The organism is Streptomyces sp. NPDC016309 (genome assembly GCF_043077235.1).
Taxonomy (GTDB): domain Bacteria; phylum Actinomycetota; class Actinomycetes; order Streptomycetales; family Streptomycetaceae; genus Streptomyces.
This window is the reverse complement of record NZ_JBIBSG010000004.1, coordinates 401,041-420,633: the sequence shown is the minus strand read 5'-3', so window position 1 is coordinate 420,633 and position 19,593 is coordinate 401,041. Positions and strand designations below refer to the sequence as shown.

General features: G+C 73.9%; 18 protein-coding genes and 1 pseudogene. 7 read left to right on the top strand and 12 right to left on the bottom strand.

From position 1 onward, the window contains the following. Position 1: 1 nt before the first annotated feature. The 9 genes from cysD to ACF068_RS12785 all read right to left on the bottom strand — a co-directional run bounded on the left by cysD (position 2) and on the right by ACF068_RS12785 (position 8,532). A complete protein-coding gene (gene cysD / locus ACF068_RS12825; RefSeq protein ID WP_392274230.1) occupies positions 2-937 on the bottom strand; it encodes a sulfate adenylyltransferase subunit CysD in 936 nt (311 codons plus the stop codon). Then, complete coding sequence (cysC, locus tag ACF068_RS12820; protein WP_392274229.1) at positions 934-1,491, bottom strand: adenylyl-sulfate kinase; 558 nt, start codon at positions 1,489-1,491, stop codon at positions 934-936. The genes cysD and cysC overlap by 4 nt, the downstream gene beginning before the upstream one ends. Further along, a complete protein-coding gene (locus tag ACF068_RS12815; protein WP_392274228.1) occupies positions 1,491-2,192 on the bottom strand; it encodes a phosphoadenylyl-sulfate reductase in 702 nt (233 codons plus the stop codon). Before ACF068_RS12815 ends, cysC begins: the two co-directional genes overlap by 1 nt. Further along, complete coding sequence (locus ACF068_RS12810; protein WP_079136917.1) at positions 2,189-2,368, bottom strand: hypothetical protein; 180 nt, start codon at positions 2,366-2,368, stop codon at positions 2,189-2,191. Before ACF068_RS12810 ends, ACF068_RS12815 begins: the two co-directional genes overlap by 4 nt. Continuing rightward, the gene (locus ACF068_RS12805) at positions 2,365-4,062 is read right to left on the bottom strand and encodes a nitrite/sulfite reductase (RefSeq protein ID WP_392274227.1); all 1,698 of its coding nucleotides are present in this window, start codon (positions 4,060-4,062) and stop codon (positions 2,365-2,367) included. The genes ACF068_RS12810 and ACF068_RS12805 overlap by 4 nt, the downstream gene beginning before the upstream one ends. Before the next feature lie 126 nt (positions 4,063-4,188). Next, positions 4,189-4,272, bottom strand: a complete 84-nt coding sequence (locus tag ACF068_RS12800; RefSeq protein ID WP_312846103.1) for a putative leader peptide — start codon at positions 4,270-4,272, stop codon at positions 4,189-4,191. A 123-nt stretch (positions 4,273-4,395) separates the two neighbouring features. Next, positions 4,396-4,965, bottom strand: a complete 570-nt coding sequence (locus ACF068_RS12795; protein ID WP_392274226.1) for a GNAT family N-acetyltransferase — start codon at positions 4,963-4,965, stop codon at positions 4,396-4,398. A gap of 38 nt (positions 4,966-5,003) precedes the next feature. Beyond that, positions 5,004-6,284, bottom strand: coding sequence for a GAF domain-containing protein (locus tag ACF068_RS12790; protein WP_392274379.1), 1,281 nt, complete (start codon positions 6,282-6,284; stop codon positions 5,004-5,006). Positions 6,285-6,891: 607 nt separating this feature from the next. Further along, positions 6,892-8,532: an acyl-CoA dehydrogenase family protein gene (locus ACF068_RS12785; protein WP_392274225.1), complete on the bottom strand. Its 1,641-nt coding sequence runs from the start codon at positions 8,530-8,532 to the stop codon at positions 6,892-6,894. Between the two features lie 17 nt (positions 8,533-8,549). On the opposite strand from ACF068_RS12785, the gene ACF068_RS12780 reads away from it, so the two are divergent. Beyond that, on the top strand, positions 8,550-9,788 hold the full coding sequence (locus ACF068_RS12780) for a YihY/virulence factor BrkB family protein (RefSeq protein WP_392274224.1): 1,239 nt from the start codon (positions 8,550-8,552) through the stop codon (positions 9,786-9,788). A gap of 1 nt (position 9,789) precedes the next feature. Further along, positions 9,790-10,542, top strand: a complete 753-nt coding sequence (locus tag ACF068_RS12775) for a helix-turn-helix domain-containing protein (RefSeq protein ID WP_392274378.1) — start codon at positions 9,790-9,792, stop codon at positions 10,540-10,542. Here the strand turns inward: ACF068_RS12775 and ACF068_RS12770 are convergent. Continuing rightward, positions 10,467-10,880, bottom strand: a complete 414-nt coding sequence (locus ACF068_RS12770; protein WP_392274223.1) for a VOC family protein — start codon at positions 10,878-10,880, stop codon at positions 10,467-10,469. The two genes, ACF068_RS12775 and ACF068_RS12770, sit on opposite strands and share 76 nt — an antisense overlap. Before the next feature lie 406 nt (positions 10,881-11,286). Between ACF068_RS12770 and rsgA the strand changes: the two genes are divergently transcribed. Continuing rightward, on the top strand, positions 11,287-12,390 hold the full coding sequence (gene rsgA, locus ACF068_RS12765; protein ID WP_392274222.1) for a ribosome small subunit-dependent GTPase A: 1,104 nt from the start codon (positions 11,287-11,289) through the stop codon (positions 12,388-12,390). A 149-nt stretch (positions 12,391-12,539) separates the two neighbouring features. Then, a pseudogene (locus tag ACF068_RS12760) lies at positions 12,540-13,856 on the top strand (DNA-3-methyladenine glycosylase 2 family protein); the annotation flags it as partial. Positions 13,857-13,870: 14 nt separating this feature from the next. Here the strand turns inward: ACF068_RS12760 and ACF068_RS12755 are convergent. Beyond that, complete coding sequence (locus ACF068_RS12755) at positions 13,871-14,353, bottom strand: DUF456 domain-containing protein (RefSeq protein ID WP_392274221.1); 483 nt, start codon at positions 14,351-14,353, stop codon at positions 13,871-13,873. A 120-nt stretch (positions 14,354-14,473) separates the two neighbouring features. Next, positions 14,474-15,472 carry a helix-turn-helix domain-containing protein gene (locus ACF068_RS12750; RefSeq protein ID WP_392274377.1) on the bottom strand — a complete coding sequence of 333 codons (999 nt, stop codon included), beginning with the start codon at positions 15,470-15,472 and terminating at the stop codon, positions 14,474-14,476. Between the two features lie 280 nt (positions 15,473-15,752). Here ACF068_RS12750 and ACF068_RS12745 point away from each other — a divergent pair, with 280 nt between their 5' ends. The 3 genes from ACF068_RS12745 (at position 15,753) to ACF068_RS12735 (ending at position 19,577) form a co-directional block, all read left to right on the top strand. Then, positions 15,753-16,997 (top strand): protein phosphatase 2C domain-containing protein, encoded by a 1,245-nt coding sequence (locus ACF068_RS12745; protein ID WP_392274220.1) that lies wholly within the window; start codon positions 15,753-15,755, stop codon positions 16,995-16,997. A gap of 27 nt (positions 16,998-17,024) precedes the next feature. Next, complete coding sequence (locus ACF068_RS12740; protein ID WP_392274219.1) at positions 17,025-18,767, top strand: pyruvate dehydrogenase; 1,743 nt, start codon at positions 17,025-17,027, stop codon at positions 18,765-18,767. 339 nt (positions 18,768-19,106) lie between these two features. After that, positions 19,107-19,577 carry an ATP-binding protein gene (locus ACF068_RS12735; protein WP_392274218.1) on the top strand — a complete coding sequence of 157 codons (471 nt, stop codon included), beginning with the start codon at positions 19,107-19,109 and terminating at the stop codon, positions 19,575-19,577. The last annotated feature ends 16 nt before the right edge of the window (positions 19,578-19,593 follow it).

The window sequence follows — 19,593 nt, the reverse complement described above, 5'->3', positions numbered from 1 at the left end:
TCTAGAAATACCCTTCGCGCTTGCGGTCTTCCATCGCGGCCTCGGACAGCTTGTCGTCGGCGCGGGTGGCGCCCCGCTCGGTGAGCCGGGACGCGGCGATCTCGGCGATCACGGCCTCCAGGGTGGTGGCGTCGGAGTCGACGGCACCGGTGCAGGACATGTCACCGACCGTGCGGTAGCGGATCAGCCGCTTCTCCACCGGCTCGGTGTCCTTCGGCCCGCCCCACTCGCCGGCCGTCAGCCACATGCCGTTGCGGGAGAACACCTCACGCTCGTGCGCGAAGTAGATCTGCGGCAGCTCGATGCCCTCGCGCTCGATGTACTGCCACACGTCGAGCTCGGTCCAGTTGGACAGCGGGAAGACCCGCACGTGCTCGCCGGGCGCGTGCCGGCCGTTGTAAAGCTGCCACAGCTCGGGCCGCTGCCGCCGCGGGTCCCACTGGGAGAACTCGTCCCGCAGCGAGAACACCCGCTCCTTGGCCCGGGCCTTCTCCTCGTCGCGCCGCCCGCCGCCGAACACGGCGTCGAAACGGTGCTCCTGGATGGCCTCGGTCAGCGGCACGGTCTGCAACGGGTTGCGGGTGCCGTCCGGGCGCTCCTTGAGGACCCCGCGGTCGATGTAGTCCTGCACGGAGGCGACGTGCAGCCGCAGACCGTACTTCTCGACCGTACGGTCGCGGTACTCGATGACCTCGGGGAAGTTGTGCCCGGTGTCGACGTGCAGCAGCGAGAAGGGGACCGCGGCGGGCGCGAAGGCCTTCAGCGCCAGGTGCAGCATGACGATCGAGTCCTTGCCGCCGGAGAACAGGATCACCGGCCGCTCGAACTCGCCCGCCACCTCACGGAAGATGTGCACCGCCTCGGACTCCAGGGAGTCCAGGTGCGACAGCGCGAACGGGCTGTCGGTGTCGTGGATGTCGGTGACGGTGGTCGTCATGCCAGTCCCTTCTGGGTGAGCAAGGCGTGGACCGCCGCGGCGGACTCCTGCACGGTCTGGTTCTGGGACTCGATCCGCAGGTCCGGGTCCTCCGGCTCCTCGTACGGGTCGTCCACACCGGTCAGGCCGCTGATCTCGCCCGCGGCCTGCTTGGCGTACAGCCCCTTCACGTCGCGTACGGAGCACACCTCCACCGGAGTGGCGACGTGCACCTCCACGTACGGGGTGCCCTCCCGCTGGTGGCGCTTGCGCACGGCCTCACGGCTGTCCGCGTACGGGGCGATGACCGGCACCAGGACGTGCACGCCGTTGGACGCCAGCAGCTCGGCGACGAAGCCGATCCGCTGCACGTTGGTGTGCCGGTCCTCGCGGCTGAACCCGAGGCCCGCCGACAGGAACTCGCGGATCTCGTCGCCGTCGAGCACCTCTACCCGGCGGCCCCCGGCGCGCAGCCGGTCCGCCAGCTCGTAGGCGATGGTGGTCTTTCCGGCGCTCGGCAGCCCGGTGAGCCAGATGGTGGCCCCAGTCACGTTCTCTTCTCCCACAGTCGTCATCAGCCGTGCAGCCCGCACTCGGTCTTCGTCCGGCCCGCCCAGCGTCCGGCCCGCGCGTCCTCGCCCTCCAGCACCCGGCGCGTGCAGGGCGCGCAGCCGACGGAGGCGTAGCCGTCCATCAGCAGCGGGTTGGTCAGCACGCCGTGCTCGGCGACGTACGCGTCGACGTCGTCCTGCGTCCAGCGGGCGATCGGCGAGACCTTCACCTTGCGGCGCTTCTCGTCCCAGCCGACCACCGGGGTGTTCGCCCGGGTCGGGGACTCGTCGCGGCGCAGCCCGGTCGCCCAGGCGGCGTACCGGGTCAGGCCCTCCTCCAGGGGCTTGACCTTGCGCAGCGCGCAGCACAGGTCGGGGTCGCGGTCGTGCAGCTTCGGCCCGTACTCGGCGTCCTGCTCGGCCACCGTCTGCCGCGGGGTGAGCGTGATGACGTTGACGTCCATCACCGCGTCCACCGCGTCACGGGTGCCGATGGTCTCGGGGAAGTGGTAGCCGGTGTCGAGGAAGACGACGTCCACGCCGGGCATGACCCGCGAGGAGAGGTGGGCGACGACCGCGTCCTCCATGGAGGAGGTGACGCAGAACCGCGGGCCGAAGGTGTCGGCGGCCCACGTCAGGATCTCCAGCGCCGACGCCTCTTCGAGGTCCCGGCCCGCCCGCTCGGCGAGCGCCTTCAGTTCTTCCGTGCTCTGGACCGCGGTCATATCGCTTCCCCTCCACCGTCGTTGCGCCGGAGCCCCCGGGCCAGCAGCCCGAGGAACTTGAGCTGGAAGGCCCGGTTGCACGCCCCGCACTCCCAGGCTCCGTGCCCCTGCTCACCGGGGCGCAGGTCCTCGTCACCGCAGTAGGGGCAGTGGAACGGTGCCGCACGCTCACTCATGACAGCGCCTCCTCGGAGGCGCGGGCCGTCCAGGTGGCGAAGCGCTCGCCGTCCTCGCGCTGCTCCTGGAAGCGCGTGAGGACCCGCTCGACGTAGTCGGGCAGTTCGGCGGCGGTGACCTTCAGTCCGCGCACCTTGCGGCCGAAGCCGGCCTCCAGGCCGAGCGCGCCGCCCAGGTGGACCTGGTAGCCCTCCACCTGGTTGCCCTCGTCGTCGAGCATGAGCTGGCCCTTGAGGCCGATGTCCGCCACCTGGATGCGGGCGCAGGCGTTGGGGCAGCCGTTGATGTTGATGGTGATCGGCTCGTCGAAGTCGGGGATGCGGCGCTCCAGTTCGTCGATCAGCGACGCGCCGCGCGCCTTGGTCTCCACGATGGCCAGCTTGCAGAACTCGATACCGGTGCAGGCCATGGTGCCGCGCCGGAACGGGGACGGCTTGACCTGGAGGTCCAGCGACTCCAGCCCCGCCACCAGCGACTCGACCTGCGCCTCCTCGACGTCCAGGACGAGCATCTTCTGCTCGGCGGTGGTGCGCAGCCGGCCGGAGCCGTGCGCCTCCGCCACCTCGGCGATCTTGGTGAGCGTGGCGCCGTCGACCCGGCCGACACGCGGGGCGAAGCCGATGTAGTACCGGCCGTCCTTCTGCCGGTGCACGCCCACGTGGTCGCGCCACTGCTGGACGGGCTGCGCGGGGGCCGGGCCGTCCAGGAGCGGGCGCTTCAGGTACTCGTCCTCCAGCACCGTACGGAACTTCTCCGGACCCCAGTCCGCGACCAGGAACTTCAGACGGGCGCGGTTGCGCAGCCGGCGGTAGCCGTAGTCGCGGAAGATGGAGATGACGCCCTCGTACACCTCCGGGACCTCGTCCAGCGGGACCCACGCGCCCAGCCGCACACCGAGCTTGGGGTTGGTGGACAGCCCGCCGCCGACCCACAGGTCGAAGCCGGGGCCGTGCTCGGGGTGCTCCACCCCGACGAACGCGATGTCGTTGATCTCGTGCGCCACGTCGAGCAGCGGGGAGCCGGAGATCGCCGACTTGAACTTGCGGGGCAGGTTGGAGAAGTCCTTGTTGCCGATGATCCTGCGCTGGATCTCGTCGATGGCGGGGGTGCCGTCGATGATCTCGTCCTCGGCGATCCCGGCGACGGGGGAGCCGAGGATGACGCGCGGGGTGTCGCCGCACGCCTCGGTCGTGGACAGCCCCACGGCTTCCAGCCGGTTCCAGATCTCGGGCACGTCCTCGATCCGGATCCAGTGGTACTGGACGTTCTGCCGGTCCGTGATGTCCGCGGTGCCGCGCGCGAACTCCTGCGAGATCTCCCCGATGACCCGCAGCTGCTCGGTGGTCAGCCGGCCACCGTCGATGCGGACCCGCAGCATGAAGTACTCGTCGTCCAGCTCCTCCGGCTCCAGGATCGCCGTCTTGCCGCCGTCGATCCCGGGCTTGCGCTGGGTGTAGAGCCCCCACCAGCGCATCCGGCCGCGCAGGTCGTTGGGGTCGATCGAGTCGAAGCCGGCCTTGGAGTAGATCGTCTCAATACGTGTCCGTACGTTGAGACCGTCGTCGTCCTTCTTGAACTGCTCGTTGCCATTGAGGGGCGTGAAGTGGCCCACGGCCCACTGGCCTTCGCCACGGTGCCGCCCGGTCTTGCGACGGGCGGTGGCGGAGGCGGGCTTTTCCGGGGTGGCGGCCATGACGATACGTCCTTCGGGACAGCAGGAGGGCGGCTCTGACCTGCACACTCGCGCGCTGAGCAGGGGATGGCGCGGCGGTGCGCTGGGGATTCAGAAGTTTCGGGGATCGCGGTGGTGCTGGGCTGGTCAGCTCACCGGACAGATGGCGCTGGACATGCGGCCGAGGTCGACGTGCCGCCGACTCACCAAGGCAATTCCAGCTCGAGACATGACGGAAGCGTGCCATGGGACTTTGGACCCAGTCCAGGTTCGTCCGCGATATGGACATAGGTGTCCCGCATCGTGGACACTGTGGTGTGGGTCACGTCAGGAGGGGCGGTGGCCCCCTGGAACTCAGTACGCGTCCGCGCCCGGCCACGGCCCCGGGTTCGCCGTCTCCGGCTCCTCGGCCACCGTGGTGTCGAAGAGCCTGAAGCCGCGCCGCTGATAGTTCCCCATCGCGTGCTCCCCGTCCAGCGAGCAGGTGTGCAGCCACACCCGCTTCGTCGGGGCCCGCCCCGGCCAGCGGTCGGCCAGGTCCCAGGCGCGCGCCGTGCCGTACGCCAGCAGGTGCCCCCCGATGCCCCGCCCCCGGAACGCCGGCACCAGCCCGAAATAGACGATCTCCACGGCCCCGTCCTCCTGCGGGTCCAGCTCCACGTACCCCGCCGGCGTCCCCCGGTCGTACGCCACCCACGTCTCCGCCCCCGGCCGCTCGACGATCTCCCGCCACTGGGCGTACGTCAGCCCCAGCCGGTCCGTCCACCGGATGTCACCGCCCACCGCCGTATAGAGGAAGCGGCTGAACTCCGGCGACGGCACCTCCGCGCGGACGATCCGCACGTCACCGGAGGGCGCGGCCGCGGGCCGCAGGTCGTCGGGTGAGGTCTGCTCGAGGGACCAGGTGGTCACGGTGATGCTCATACGCCAAGCGAACCACGAGCCCGCCCGCCGGCGACCGGCTACCCCGCCGTCCCCCCGCCCCCGCCGGCCCGCACCGCCGGAGCGGTCGAATGGGGGAGCAGGTCCGCCGGGTCCTCCGGGCGGACCACCTCCACCTCCACCTCCTCACGGAAGCGGTACGGGCGGTGCTCCAGCACCCCCGCCAGCGTCCGGCGCACCCGCGACATCTCCGCCCGGACCGTCACCGTCCGCGTGGCGTCACCGAACACGTCGTACGCCAGCTCCGCCGCCGTACGCCCCTCCCGGTGCAGGGCCAGCACGTACAACAACTCCGTATGGCGCGGACTCAGCTCCTGCGTCCAGCTCCCCGCCGCCCCCGACACCTCCAGCGACCAGCGGCGCGGCCGGCTCACGTCCAGCACCACCCGGCTCGGCGCCGCCGCCCCCACCCCGTCGTCCACCAGCCGCAGCAGCCACCCGCCCGGCAACGGCTCCACCTCGCACATCCCCAGCGACGGCAACCACACCCGTCCCGCCCGGAACGACGCCGGCAGCGCCAGCCGGTCCACCGGCGGCATCCCCGTCACCCCCGCCAGCCAGCCATGCCCGTCCACCGCCAGCGCGCGGCCCCCCACCCGGCACAGCACCGGCGCCGCCACGGCCCGCAACCGCGCCAGATCCGCGAAGTGCCGGTTGCGCAGCTCCGCCTCCGCCAGCCGCGCCACCGAACTCACCAGCATCAGCGTCGCCGGGTGCATCGTCGCCAGCGGCCCGCTCACATCGACCGCGCCCAACAGCGTCCCGTCCCGCGGATCGGTGATCGGCGCACCCGCACACGTCCACGCATGGTGCGTCGACACGAAATGCTCCGCCGAGTGCACCTGCACCGGGCGGCGGGTCACCAGCGCCGTACCCACCCCGTTCGTCCCGACCGTCGACTCCGCCCAGTCCGCACCCGGCTCGAAACCGTGCCCGTCCGCCATACGCAGCACCGCCGCGCTCCCCTCGCGCCACAGCACCCGGCCCTCCGCGTCCGCCACGACCATGATGTGCCCCACCACGTCCGACGCGTCCGGACGGGACACCAGGCCCTCCCGCAGCACCGGCAACACCTCCGCCAGCGGCGAAGCCGCCCGACGGCGCTCCAGCTCCCCCCGCGGAAGCAGCCCCGAACGATGGTCCCTGTCCGGATCCACCCCCTTGCGCAGCATCCGCTTCCACGACTCGCCGATGTCCGCACGCGGCGCCAGCGGCGCGCGGCCACCCCTCAGCGTCGCCTCCCGCACCCCCCTGAGCAGCAACGCCGCCTCGCGCGTGTCCATGGCCGCGAGCCGCGCCATGTCCACGGTGGCCTGACGCGCCGGTCCTCCCCGCTGCCGCCCCACCTGGTGGCTGGTACGTGTCACCCCGTCCTCCCCTGCCCGCCGGCGGACCACCCCGTACGCCCACGACCCTGCAACCCTTTGCAACTCTCGCGCACCACCCCGCCCCCGTACGACAGTGGTACGGCGACGGGCTGGTGCCGTGTCGGCGCAGCACCAACCCAGCCGCTCTCCGGGCGCGGGCCGTATGGACACACGGCCCGCGCCCACTCCCCTCTTCGGCCTCGGTTCGGTTCCGGGGCGCCTCGGCCGGTGTCGACGGTCGATCGTGCTCGACCCCTCGTCCCTCGGGGCCTCCGCGCGTTCTCCCTTTCGACACCGTCGGCGCCCCTTCACCTCACTCGGCCCCTTCCCGCGCCCGGGCCGGTGTCGACGGTCGATCGTGCTCGACCCCTCGTTCCTCGGGGCCTCCGCGCGTTCTCCCTCTCGACACCGTCGGCGCCCCTTCACCTCACTCGGCCCCTTCCCGCGCCCGGGCCGGTGTCGACGGTCGATCGTGCTCGACCCCTCGTCCCTCGGGGCCTCCGCGCGTTCTCCCTCTCGACACCGTCGGCGCCCCTTCACCTCACTGGGCCTCCGGCCGCGCCCGCTCCACCACCGACGCCAGGTCCAGGGTGTGGGGCAGCGTGCCGAAGGCCGCTCCCCAGTCGCCGCCCAGCCGCGAGGCGCAGAACGCGTCCGCCACCGCCGACGGCGCCCACCGCACCAGCAGTGAACCCTGGAGCACCAGCGCCATCCGCTCCACCAGCCGCCGCGCCCGGGCCTCGACACCCTCCAGGTCGGCCAGCTCCGCCAGCAGGTCCTTGATCGCCGCGTCCAGCCGGTGGTCCGCGCCCCGCGCCTTGCCGACCTCCTCCAGGAACGCGTTCAGCGCCATCGGCTCCCGCTGGAGCGCCCGCAGCACGTCCAGCGCCTGGACATTGCCCGAACCCTCCCAGATGGAGTTCAGTGGCGACTCCCGCAGCAGCCGGGGCATCCCGGACTCCTCCACGTACCCGTTGCCGCCCAGGCACTCCAGCGCCTCCGCCGTCACCGGCGTACACCGCTTCGTCACCCAGTACTTGGCCGCCGGCACCGCCAGCCGCAGGAACGCCCGCTCCTGCTCGCTGTCCGTGTCGTAGGCGGCGGCCAGCCGCATCGCCAGCGTCGTCGCCGCCTCCGACTCCAGCGCCAGGTCGGCCAGGACGTTGCGCATCAGCGGCTTCTCGATCAGGACGCCGCCGAACGCGCTGCGGTGCGCCGCGTGGTGCGCCGCCTGCGCCACCGCCTGCCGCATCAGCGCCGCCGAGCCGACCACGCAGTCCAGTCGGGTCGCCGCCACCATCTCGATGATGGTGCGCACCCCGCGCCCCTCCTCACCCACCCGGCGCGCCCACGTCCCGTCGAACTCCACCTCGCTCGACGCGTTCGACCGGTTGCCCAGCTTGTCCTTCAGCCGCTGGATCCGGAACACGTTCCGGGTGCCGTCCTCCAGGACGCGCGGCACCAGGAAGCACGTCAGACCGTCCGGCGCCTGCGCGAGCACCAGGAAGGCGTCGCTCATCGGCGCCGAGCAGAACCACTTGTGGCCGGTCAGGACGTACTCGCCCGCCGCGTCCAGCGGCGTCGCGGTCGTCGTGTTCGCCCGTACGTCACTGCCGCCCTGCTTCTCCGTCATGCCCATCCCGAAGAGCACACCGGTCTTCTCGGCGGCCGGGCGCAGCTCCTCGCCCTCGTAGATGCGCGAGGTCAGCTTGGGCTCCCACACGGCCGCGAGCGACGGGTCCGCGCGCAGCGCGGGCACGGCGGCGTGCGTCATCGACAGCGGGCAGCCGTGCCCGGCCTCGGCCTGCGTCCACACCAGGAACCCGGCGGCGCGCCGGACGTGGCCGCCCGGCCGGCCCCAGGCGTCGGTGAGGCCGTTCGTCACCGCGTGCCCGAGCAGCCGGTGCCAGGCCGGATGGAAGTCGACGTGGTCGATCCGGTGGCCGTACCGGTCATGGGTGCGCAGCTTCGGCGGGTTCTCGTTGGCGAGAAACCCCCACTCCTGCGCCTGGGCGGACCCGGCGGTGGTGCCGAGCGAGGAGAGCTCCTGAGACGCCTCGTCGAGGAGTTCGAGCGGAAGGTGACGTTCCACAGCCTCGGTCAGCGCATGATCGGCGGTGAAGACGTCGTACCCGACCAGGGGCGGAGGCTGGTTGGTCACTGTGTGGGTGGTGGTCGCCATGCGGATACGGTAAGGAGGTGCAGGCAGCAAATGAAACACCCCCGGGGCCTCCTCGGTCCCAGGGCAGACTCCACCGGGCCCGGGCCCTCTACCGCAACGTGTCGAAGCGGAGGATGGCCTGGCTGCTCCTGAAGGACACCGTCAACTCGTGCATCGAGTACCGGATCCTCGGTCTCGCCGCCGAGGCGGCCTTCTTCACCCTGCTGTCGCTGCCGCCGCTGATGCTCGGCCTCATCGGCCTGCTCGGCTACATCGACGACTGGACCAACACCACCACCGTCGCCTCCATCGAGCGCAACATCCTCGGCGCGGTCGGCACGGTCCTGTCCGACCGGGGCGTCAACGACATCGCGAAACCGCTGCTGGCCGACGTCACCCACGGCGGCCGCCCCGACCTCATCTCGATCGGCTTCGCCATCGCGCTCTGGTCCGGCTCGCGGGCGGTGAACGTCTTCATCGACACCATCACCGTGATGTACGGCCTGGACGGCCACCGCGGCATCGTCGCCACCCGGCTGCTGGCCTTCCTGCTCTACATCGTCGCCCTGCTCATCGGCGCCGTCGTCCTGCCGCTCGCGGTCGTCGGCCCCGACCGGGTGGTGGAGCTCGTCCCCTGGGGCACCGAGGTCGTCTCCATCCTGTACTGGCCGGTCGTCATCCTGCTGTCCATCGCCTTCCTGACGACCCTCTACCACGTGTCCGTCCCCGTGCGGTCCCCGTGGATCGAGGACGTCCCCGGTGCCCTGGTGGCCCTCGCCATGTGGGTACTGGGCAGCTTCCTGCTGCGCATCTACCTGACCAGCACCGTCGAGGGGCCGACGATCTACGGCTCGCTCGCCGCGCCCATCGCCGTCCTGCTGTGGATCGGCATCTCCGCCTTCGCGGTGCTGGTCGGCGCGGCGGTCAACGCGGCCATCGACCGCGTCTGGCCGTCGGTCGCCACCGCCGCCGCGCGCGCCGAGAACGAGCGCGCCCGCACCGCCGAGGCCGCCGCCCTCGTCGCGCGGGCCAAGGCGGCCGTCGAGGGCCTGGACGACGACGACCCCGACATGCCGTCGGAGTTCCCCGAGCGCTGGTCCAGGTTCCTGCCGCCGGACGACGTGAAGTCCCGTCTGCACTCGGCCAGGGAGAAGGAGCGCGAGCGGGAGCGGGAGCGCGCCAAGGACCGGGACGGCGAACGCGGCCGGGACACCGGCCGCAACGGCGGGCCCCACCCCCGCCAGGACGGGGAGCACGGCCGGGGCGATCACCCCTAACCTGGGACGCGTGTACGAGGAACGGCCCGCACGCCTCGACGGCGCCGTCGTCTGGACCCGGACCGCCGGCCCGGCCGCCCCCTTCTCCGTGCTGCCCGACGGCTGCATGGACCTGCTGTGGAGCGGGGGACGGCTGTACGTCGCGGGGCCCGACACCCGGGCGTACGTCCCCGACGACTCTACCGCCGCCTACGCCGGCGTCCGCTTCGCGCCCGGGGACGCCCCGACGCTGCTCGGCGTGCCCGCCCACGAACTGCGCGACCGGCGCGTGGACCTCGCCGCCCTGTGGCCGGGCGGCCGGGTGCGGCGGCTGGCCGAACGGATCGGGGAGGCCGCCGACCCGGCCGCCGCCCTGGAGGACCTGGCCCTGCGGCACGCCGCCGACGCCCCGCGCCCCGACCCCCTGCTGCGGGCGGTCGTCGCCGGGCTGAACGCCGGGTGGCCGGTCGCCCGGGCCGCCGAGGCCGTCGGGCTCGGCCCCCGGCAGCTCCACCGCCGGTCCCTGCACTCCTTCGGGTACGGGCCCAAGACGCTCGCCCGGGTGCTGCGCCTCCAGCGCGCCCTCGCGCTCGTACGGTCGGGCGTGCCGTACGCGCGGGCCGCCGCCGAAGCGGGCTGCGCCGACCAGGCGCACCTCGCCCGGGAGGTGCGGGCCCTGGCCGGCACCACCCTCGGCGCCTACTCCGCCTCCGCGCCCGTGGCGTCGGCGAACAGCGAGACCCCGCAGCCGTCCGGGTCCAGCACCACCGCGTAGCGCTGGCCCCACACCGCGTCCCAGGGCTCCAGGTGCCCCCGGTGACCGGCCGCCACCAGGGCGCCGTAGGTCGCGTCGACCCCGGCGGGGTCCGCGCAGCGGAACGCGAGCCCCAGCCGGTCGCCGCCGCGCGGGCGGGTCCACTCCGGGTCGAAGGAGCGGATCACCTCCTCGGTGTCCCACAGCACGCGCAGGCCCCCGGGCAGGGTCACCTCGACGTGCGGGGCGGAATCGGCCCCGGCCGGAACGTCCAGACCGAGGAGGCGGTAGAAGGCGAGCGAGGCGGCCATGTCGGAGACGACCAGGCCGATGGCGTCGAGACGGGGTGCGTGGGTCATGCCCCGACGCTAGGCGGGCAGGCGCGACCGGGTCTTGAACGGATCGGACACGGCGACGGCCCGCCGGGCCGCGGCACCGGGCCCGCCGGGGGACCGCCGCGTCCGCCGCGTCCGCCGGGCACGTCCCGCACGTCCGGTCCTCCGGCGCAGCACCCCGGCCGGGCCCGCGCGGACCCCGTCCGTACGGGCCGGAAAAACACTTGGCGCGTTCCTCGGCGGCCCGGATAAAGTGAGGGCGTTCCGCGGGACCGCGGGCCCAACACGACCTGGAGGTGTGACCGATGGCTGTCATTGCGACGGGCGCTGCCCACATCACGACCCATCCCCACTCCACCTCCGTGGTCACCGGCTGACACATCGCCCGCAGCGGGCGCCGCCCGGGGCCACCCTTCGAAGGGTTCCCCCCTTGTCCCTCGCTTCCGCTTCCTCCTCCTCGCACGCCCTCTCCCCGTACGGCTGGGACGCCGGCTGGGAGGCCGAGTTCATCCGCTACGCCGACCAGGGGCTGATCCCCGGGCGGGTCGTACGGGTCGACCGCGGCCAGTGCGACATCGTCACCGCGGACGGCCTCGTCCGCGCCGACACCGCCTTCGTGACCCCGCACGACCCCCTGCGCGTCATCTGCACCGGTGACTGGGCCGCCGTCGAGGCCGACGGCCACCCCCGTTACGTACGGACGTACTTGCCGCGCCGCACCGCGTTCGTGCGCTCCACCTCCTCCCAGCGGTCCGAGGGCCAGATCCTCGCCGCGAACGTCGACCACGCGATCATCGCCGTCCCGCTCTCCGTCGAGCTGGACCTCGGCCGGATCGAACGGTTCCTGGCCCTCGCCTGGGAATCGGGCGCCCAGCCGCTCGTCGTCCTCACCAAGGCGGACCTGGTGCCCGACCCGGTCGGCCTGTCCTACCTCGTGGAGGACGTCGAAACGGTCGCGCCGGGCGTGCAGGTGCTGCCCGTCAGCGCCGCGACGGGGGAGGGCGTCGACGTGCTCGCCGCCGTCGTCGGCAGCGGCACCAGCGTGCTGCTCGGCATCTCCGGAGCCGGCAAGTCGACCCTCGCCAACGCCCTGCTGGGCGACGACGTCATGGCCGTCCAGGCCATCCGTGACGTCGACGGCAAGGGCCGGCACACCACCACCACCCGCAACCTCCTCGCCCTGCCGGGCGGGGGCGTCCTGATCGACACCCCCGGGCTGCGGGGCGTCGGGCTGTGGGACGCCGAGGCGGGGGTCGGCCAGGTCTTCTCGGAGATCGAGGACCTGGCCGGGGGCTGCCGCTTCCACGACTGCGCCCACCAGGCGGAGCCCGGCTGCGCGGTGCTCGCCGCCATCGAGGACGGCTCGCTGCCCGAGCGGCGCCTGGAGAGCTACCGCAAGCTGCTGCGTGAGAACCAGCGGATCGTCGCCAAGACCGACGCCCGGCTGCGCACCGAGATCCTCAAGGACTGGAAGCGCAAGTCGGCGGCGGGACGGGCGGCGCTGTACGCCAAGCGCGGCCGCGACGGACGCTGACGGCGGCCCCGGGGCGCCCCGACGGGGGCGCCCCCGGCCGGGCGGGGCGGTGTCGGGCGTGGGGACGGACGCGGTGGCGGGTGTGGGGCGGACACGGTGTCCGAAAACCGCCAGCGGCGCCCACCGCCCCGTCCGACACTGGACCCGTGATGGACGAGGACACCAGGTACCAGGCGGTCAGCAGCCGTGACGCGCGGTTCGACGGCGAGTTCTTCTTCGCCGTGGCGACCACCGGCATCTACTGCCGGCCCAGTTGCCCGGCCGTCACGCCCAAGCGGCGCAACGTCAGGTTCTTCCCGACCGCGGCCGCCGCGCAGCGGCACGGGTTCCGGGCATGCCGGCGGTGCCGGCCCGACGCCGTGCCCGGCTCCGCCGCCTGGAACGTGCGCGCCGACGTCGTGGGCCGGGCTATGCGCATGATCGGCGACGGGGTGGTGGACCGCGAGGGCGTCCCCGGGCTCGCGGGGCGGCTCGGCTACAGCGCCCGGCAGGTGCGGCGGCAGCTCAACGCCGAACTCGGCGCCGGGCCCGTCGCCCTGGCCCGCGCCCGGCGCGCCCACACCGCCCGGGTGCTGTTGCAGACCACCCGGCTGCCCGTGACGGAGATCGCGTTCGCGGCCGGGTTCGCGAGCGTACGCCAGTTCAACGACACCGTCCGGGACGTCTACGCCCGCACGCCCAGCGACCTCCGCGCCGAGGCCCGGGGACCCGCGGGCGCGGGCACCGGGGGCATCCCGCTGCGGCTCGCCCACCGGGGGCCCTACGCGGGGCGCGAGGTCTTCGACCACCTCGCGGGCGAGGCCGTCGCCGGGATCGAGGAGGTCACCGGGGCGTCCGGCGCCCGGACCTACCGCCGCACGCTGCGGCTGCCCTACGGCCCCGGGATCGTCGCCGTCGACGAACGGTCCGCCGGCCGGTGGCTGGAGGCCCGCCTCCACCTGGCCGACCTGCGGGACCTCGGCACGGCCGTCCAGCGGCTGCGCCGCCTGTTCGACCTGGACGCCGACCCGTACGCGGTGGCCGAACGGTTCGGCGCCGACCCGGTGCTCGGGCCGCTGGTGGCCGCCCGGCCCGGGGTGCGCTCGCCCGGCGCCGCCGAGCCCGAGGAATGCGCGGTCAGGGCGCTGGTGGGTCCGGCGGAGGCGGCGCGGCTGGTCGAGGAGTACGGCACGCCGCTGGACGCCCCCTGCGGCGGGCTCACCCATCTGTTCCCCGAGCCCGCGGAGCTGGTGGACCACCCGGTCGCCGGCCCGCTCGCCGAGGCCCTCGCGACCGGCCGGGTACGGCTCGACCCGGGCGCCGACCGGGGCGAGTCCGAGCGGGCGCTGCGCGCCGTGCCGGGGGTGGGCGCCCGGACCGCCGCGCTCATCCGGATGCGGGCGCTCGGCGACCCGGACGTGGCACCCGGCGCCGAGGCGGACCGGGAGGAGTGGCGGCCCTGGCGCTCGTACGCCACCCGCCTTCTCGCCTGACCGCACGGTCACCCGGCCAGCACGGCCCCCACCCACGCGCCGACGATCAGCAGGCACCCGAACAGCTCCACCAGCACGCTCGTGCCGATCGCCCGCATGACGGTCCGGGTGGACGTCATGGCCTGCCCGTGTCCGCCCAGCCGGAGCCGCTCGGACAGGTAGATCCCGCCGACGTACCCCGGCACCGCCCCCACGACCGGCACCAGGATGAACCCGAGCAGCGCGCCGACACCCGCGTACGCCACCATCCGCCGGGTCACACCCACCCCCCGCAGCCGCCGGGCCGGGAGCTGCCAGACGACGACCTGGGTCACCAGCAGCAGCGCGGTGGAGGCCACCAGCAGCCACCACGCGGCACCGGTCCGCACGTGCAGCGACCACCACATCACCGACGCCCACACCAGCCAGGCGCCCGGTACGCCGGGTACGAGCACGCCGAACAGCCCGAGCAGCATCACCAGCCCGGCCAGGAGGAGCTGCCACGCACCCATGTGATCAGCCTGCCGGACCCGCGCCGCCCCCGCAGGTCAGGGGACCCGGCGCCAGGGAAGCCCGGCGGTACGGGGCCCGCGGGGCCCGGGCCGGGAGCCGGCGGCCGGGGCGGGAGCGACTCAGGAGCGCGTCACCCAGCCCCGCTCATGGGCGTGCCAGCCGAGCTGGAGCCGGGTCGTGACGCCCGCGCGTTCCATCAGGCCCCGCACCCGGCGCTGCACCGTCCGGTGCCCCAGGTCAAGCTGCTTGGCGACGCTCGCGTCCGTCAGGCCCGCCAGCAGCAGCGACAGGATCTCCAGGTCCGTCGCGTCCGGGCCCGCCGGCTCCGGCTCCCCGGCCCCGCCGCCCAGGCGCAGGGGCAGCGCGTCACGCCACACGGACTCGAACAGCGCGGCCAGCGAGTCCAGCAGCCCGCTCGGCCGCACCACCAGCGCCACCGGCTCCGGGCCCGGCTCCCGGCCCCGGCCCGTCAGCGGAACCAGCGCGGACGACCGGCCGGCGACCACCAGCCGCGCCGGCACCCGGTCGGCCACCCGCACCAGCACGCCGGGGCCGGGCAGTGCCGACAGCCCGGCCACCGCGTCCGGCAGCGCCAGCACCTCCCGTTCCACCACCACCCGACACCCCGCCCCGGGCCCGTGCCCCGCAACCGGACCGCCCGTGACCAGCTCCGACACCTCCCGGGCCGCCCCCGGGCCGGCCGTGACCAGCGCGCACACCCCGCCGCCCGCGCCCGTCCGTAGCTGCTCCAGCCGGTGCCGTACCGCGCTCGCCCCGGTCACCACCTCCACCAGGTCCGCGCCCGTGGGCTCCGCCGCCTCCGCGCGGTACTCCTCCGTGAGCCGCGCCGCCGCGCGCTCCGCCCGCTCCAGCTCCTGCCGCTGCCGCGTCAGCAGCGCTCCGAGCGCCACCGCCGGCGGCGCCGCCACCCACCGCCCGGTGCCCGCCGACGACCGGGCGGCCAGTCCGTGCGCCTCCAGCCGCCGCAGCGCCCGCTCCGTCTCCGGCTCCGCCAGGCCCAGCCGGTGCCCCAGGTCCGCCGCCTCGGCCGCGCCCCGCGCCACCAGCGCGCGGTACACCGCCTCCTGCCGCTCGTCCAGCCCTATCGCCGCCAGCACCCCTGGTACCCCCTCGTCGCCCGCCGCGCCCATCATCCCCGACCGCTCCCACCTGGGGTACGGACCGGCCGCTCTCACCAGGTGGACATACCGTTCACGATTCGACGAAAGCGATTTACGCTCGACACCTGCCCCCACCCCAGACCGTGGTCCGCGCGTATCCCGCGCGTCGATCACGCGGGTCCGCCGGGCGTCCTTCCCGTGGGGGGTGGGGTCGCCCGGCGGACCACTTTTCCCGATGACCGTTTCCGTACGCCCCGCGCGGTCGACAATGAAGGGCATGAGCCCACAGGGGGAGACTCCCACCACCGGCGAGGACGACTGGTGGGACAAGCTGTACGACGGCACGGCGGCGGACACGGCACCGGTGGGGCCGCGCGGGAGGACGGACACCCGCCCCGGAACCGCGACCGGACCCGCCACCGCCGGACCGCCGGGCCGGGACCGCGCCCCCTGGGAGCCCCAGGACCCGGCGGACGGGCCCCTCACCCTGCCCCGCACCCCGCCCCGCACCTTCGCCCACACCCCGCCCCCGCCCCGGCTGCCGCGCCCCCGCGTGGAGCACCTCGGCGACGGGCCGCCCACCTACGAACCCGAGCCGACCGCACTGCCGGAGGCCCACGCCGACCGACTGGGCGAGCTCGTCGCCGACACCGTGCTGGACGGCGCCCGGTACGGGACGTACACCCTCCGCGCCGCCTCCGTACGCGGCGACTCGGCGCGCTACCGGGGCGAACCGCGCCGCGACGCGGTGCTCACCGCCCGCTTCGGCACCGGGGAGGCCGCACTGGTCCTGGTCGCCCTCGCCACCGGCGCCCGCGGCACCGACGCCGCGCACCTCGCCGCCGCCGACGCCTGCCGCTGGATCGGCGAGGCCGTCGGGCGCAGCCACGCCCGGCTCGCCCAGGACATCCGGGCCGGCCGGCGCGGCGACCTCAAGTCCGGGCTGCACCGCCTCACCGACCGGTCCCACGGCAGGCTCCGGGCCCGCGCCGCCGACCTGGGCGTGCCGCCCGGCGCGTACACGGCCGGGCTGCGCTGCCTGCTCCTGACCGCCGACCCCGGCTGCCGCACCCGGGTGTTCTTCGGCGTCGGCGACGGCGGGCTGTTCCGCCTCCGCGACGGCGTCTGGCAGGACATCGAACCGGCCGTGCCCGAACCGGGCACCCTCACCGGCGAGCCCGTCATCGGCTACGGATCGCCGCCCGCCGAGACGGCCGAGGGCGACCGGCTGACCATGGACCTCCAGATCGCCACCCCGCCGTCCCCGCTCGTCGAGCCCCCCGCCCCGCCGCCCGAGCCGTTCCGCTTCCGCGCCTCGGTGGCCCGGCCCGGCGACACCCTGCTGCTCGCCGGCCCCGGACTGGCCGAGCCGCTGCGCGACGAGCCCGCCCTGGCACGGGAGCTGGCCGCCCGCTGGGCGGCCGGCGAACCGCCCGGGCTGGCACAGTTCCTGGCGGACACCCAGCTCCGGGTGAAGGGGTACGCCGATGACCGTACGAGTGTGGCCATCTGGGAGGCGTAACCGTCCGCCCCGTGAATGGATGGAGGCATGGCCAAACAGAATGTGGCAGAACAGTTCGTCGACACCCTCGTCCGTGCCGGTGTGCGGCGGCTCTACGGGGTCGTCGGGGACAGCCTGAACCCCGTCGTCGACGCCATCCGCCGTTCGCCCGGGATCGACTGGATCCAGGTCCGGCACGAGGAGACCGCCGCGTTCGCGGCCGGTGCCGAGGCACAGATCACCGGCAGTCTGGCGGCCTGCGCCGGTTCCTGCGGACCGGGCAACCTCCACCTCATCAACGGTCTCTACGACGCCCACCGTTCGATGGCCCCGGTCCTCGCCCTGGCCTCCCACATCCCGTCGAGCGAGATCGGGCTCGGCTACTTCCAGGAGACCCACCCCGACCGGCTGTTCCAGGAGTGCAGCCACTACAGCGAACTGATCTCCAGCCCCAAGCAGATGCCCCGCCTCCTCCAGACGGCCATCCAGCACGCGGTCGGCCGCGGCGGGGTGAGCGTGGTGTCCCTGCCCGGCGACATCGCCTCCGAGCAGGCCCCGGAGAGGACGGCGGAGCAGGCGCTCGTCACTTCGCGGCCCACCGTCCGCCCCGGCGACGCGGAGATCGACGCCCTGGTGCGGCTCGTCGACGAGGCCGACCGGGTCACGCTCTTCTGCGGCAGCGGCACCAAGGGCGCGCATGCGGAGGTCATGCAGTTCGCCGAGCGGATCAAGTCGCCGGTGGGGCACGCGCTGCGCGGCAAGGAATGGATCCAGTTCGACAACCCCTACGACGTCGGCATGAGCGGCCTCCTCGGGTACGGCGCCGCCTACGAGGCCACCCACGAGTGCGACCTGCTGATCCTCCTCGGCACCGACTTCCCCTACCGCGCCTTCCTGCCCGACGACGTGAAGATCGTCCAGGTGGACGTGCGGCCCGAGCACCTCGGCCGCCGCTCCAAGCTCGACCTGGCCGTCTGGGGCGACGTGCGCGAGACGCTGCGCTGCCTGATCCCGCGCGTGCGCGCCAAGACGGACCGCCGGTTCCTCGACAGGATGCTTAAGAAGCACGCCGACGCCCTGGAGGGGGTCGTCAAGGCGTACACCCGCAAGGTGGAGAAGCACACCCCGATCCACCCCGAGTACGTGGCGTCCGTCCTCGACGAGATCGCCGACGACGACGCCGTGTTCACCGTCGACACCGGCATGTGCAACGTGTGGGCCGCCCGGTACCTCACCCCCAACGGGCGCCGGCGGATCATCGGTTCGTTCAGCCACGGCTCGATGGCCAACGCCCTGCCGCAGGCGATCGGCGCGCAGTTCACCGACCGGGGGCGGCAGGTCGTCTCCATGTCCGGCGACGGCGGCTTCTCCATGCTGATGGGGGACTTCCTCAGCCTCGTCCAGCACGACCTCCCGGTGAAGGTGGTGCTGTTCAACAACTCCTCCCTGGGCATGGTCGAGCTGGAGATGCTGGTGGCGGGCCTGCCCTCGTACGGCACCGCCAACCACAACCCCGACTTCGCGGCGATCGCCCGCGCGGCCGGCGCGTACGGCGTGCGGGTGGAGAAGCCCAAGGACCTGGCGGGCGCGCTGAAGGACGCCTTCCGGCACAAGGGTCCGGCTCTCGTCGACGTGGTCACCGACCCCAACGCGCTGTCCATCCCGCCGAAGATCAAGGCGGAGATGGTGACCGGGTTCGCCCTGTCCGCGAGCAAGATCGTCCTGGACGGGGGAGTGGGCCGGATGCTCCAGATGGCCCGCTCCAACCTCCGCAACGTCCCCAGGCCCTGACGGGCCGACGGAGTTCCGGTGCCGGTGCCGGTGCCGCGCGGGCGGTCCGTGCCGCGCGGGCGGTCGGGCCGGTGCCGGAGCCGCGCGGGGCGCACGGACTGGCGCACGGGCCGTTCGAAGCGCCCTTCCGGCAGGTGACGGTCGCCGCGCGCCGCCGGGCGGCCTCCGCCCGCACGCCGGACGGTCCCCGCTCCGGACGGCCCGCCGCGGACTTACCCCGATGCGCCCCCCTGGCGCCCCCCGCACAAACGAATCCCAGGCGTGACGGCGTGTAGGCGGGGGCATGCATCCCGTGAACCTGTTCGAGGGGAAAGGGCCGACGACGTGCGGGTGGGGGAAATGATGGGACGTCAGGGAGGAGCCGGACCCGTAACGGACGGGCGGGTTCCCGGGGTCGAGCGGCACGGACAGCTCGTGCGGTGGCGCCGGCATGTGGGGGGTGCGGACCTGGCGGCGGTGCCCGAGGTGCGCAGCGCCCTGCGCGGGCTGCTGCGGCACTGGGGCGAATCGGGGGCGTCGGACGTCGCGGAGCTGCTCACCAGCGAGCTGGTGACCAACGCGCTGATACACACCGAGCACGGCGCGGTGGTCACGGCCACCATGACCCCGAGGACGCTGCGGGTGGAGGTGCGGGACTTCACCGCCGTCCTCCCCACCCCGTACGCGACCGCGTGCGACGACGGTACGCACGGCCGCGGCCTCGTCCTGGTGCAGGCGCTCGCCGACGCCTGGGGGGTGCTCACCCACGGCGTGGGGAAGGTCGTCTGGTTCGAGCTGTCCGGCGGCCCCGCCGCCTCCGCCGTGGCGTAGCGGAAGGGGCCCGCGT